Source organism: Micromonospora sp. NPDC005197 (genome assembly GCF_040608295.1).
In the GTDB taxonomy this organism is placed as follows: domain Bacteria; phylum Actinomycetota; class Actinomycetes; order Mycobacteriales; family Micromonosporaceae; genus Micromonospora.
In genome coordinates this window covers 1-1,555 of sequence record NZ_JBEXHY010000269.1, presented here as the reverse complement: position 1 = coordinate 1,555, position 1,555 = coordinate 1, and the positions used below count along the sequence as shown (strand labels likewise).

At 77.5% G+C, this 1,555-nt stretch carries 1 protein-coding gene; it reads left to right on the top strand.

The window, feature by feature from the left end; translation table 11 throughout:
* Window positions 1–58: 58 nt before the first annotated feature.
* Window positions 59–1,555: nitrate- and nitrite sensing domain-containing protein (locus ABZU46_RS31740; protein ID WP_354863372.1), on the top strand; the 1,497-nt coding region annotated here is incomplete at its 3' end.

Genomic DNA, 1,555 nt, shown 5'->3' with positions numbered 1-1,555 from the left:
GCCGCCTGCCCGCCGCCGCCGAAACTGATCTCGGCCCCGGTTTCCGACCGGCCGCGATCTGCGCCTGCTCAGCGCCGGGGCGGTACGCGACCGGGCCGAGGCGCTCGTCCGGCGGTTGAACGGGCTGGGCGCCGTCCGGTCCCAGGTGGACGCCGGGTACCTCGACCGCACCGGGGCGATCGACGGGTACGACCAACTCGTCGACGCCGCCTTCGACGTGTACGGACCGGAGTGGGGCGCGTACGAGAGCAGGCTGGCGGTCGAGACCCGCGCGGTGATCGCGCTGGCCCGCGCCCGCGAGCTGCTCGCCCGGGAGGACTCCCTGGTCAGCGCGGCCGTCCTGAGCGGTCGGATCAACGCCGAGGAGCGGCGCCGGCTGGTCGAGCTGGTGACCACCCAGCGGTACGCCCGCGCCGAGGCGGCGGCCGGCCTGCCGGCCGGCGGCCGGGGCGCGCACCAGCGTCTCGCGGCGGGCCCGGAGTTCGCGGGCCTGCTCGCCGTGGAGGACGCGCTGCTGCGGACGGACCGGGTCGACGCGCTGCGCGGGATCAGCGCGGCGGACTGGCGCGCGGCGGCGGACGCCGCGCTCGGCGCTCTGCACGAGCTGGTGACGACCACCGCCCGCGGGAGCGTCGAACGGGCCACGCCGGGCGCCGCGGTGATCGTCGGGCGGACCGGCGCGGTGGTGGGGCTCGGGCTGATCGCCGTGCTGGCGGTGCTGCTCGGCTGGGCCGCCACCGTGCGCCGCCTGACCGACGAGCGGGCCCCCTCGGGCACCGACCCGAGCCGGCCCGAGCCGGCCCCGGCCCCACCCGCCGACGACCAGCCGCCCGCCGGCCCGACCGGCAGCGGTCAGGCCGGCAGCCGGCCGGTCGAGGACCGTCGCGCCGGGGAGCTGTTCCTGCGGGTCACCCGGCGCAACCAGGTCCTGCTCCGCGATCAGCTCGACCTGCTGGACGCGATGCAGCGGCGGGAGCACAGCGCCGAGGAGGCCGACGAGCTGTTCCAGCTCGACCACCTCACCACCCGGATCCGCCGCAACGTGGAGAAGGTGATCACCCTCGCCGGCGCGACCCCGGCCCGCCGCTGGCGGCGCCCGGTCCCCCTGCTCGACGCCACGCGCGGCGCGGTCGCCGAGGTGCCGGAGTACCACCGCGTCCTGGTCGCGCCGCACTGGCCGTGGTCGCTCGCCGGGCCGGCCGTCACGGACGTCGTACACCTGCTGGCCGAGCTGATCGAGAACGCCCTGGCCTACTCGGCCCCGGACACCACCGTCCGGATCGCTGGTGAGCACCGGCCGCACGGCTGCGCGGTCGTGGTGGTCGACGACGGTCCCGGCCTCGACGCGACAGCGCTGAGCGAGGCCAACCACCTGCTCACGAACCCGCCGACCCACCCGCCCGCCGACGCCACGGGGTTGCACACCGTCGCCCTGCTGGCCGCCCGCTGCGGTGCCCGGGTCACGTTGCGGCCCAGCCGGCGCGGCGGAACGGCAGCGATCGTGCACCTGCCGGCGGAGCTGGTCACGGTGACCGGCGCACCTGCCGTGGCGGTC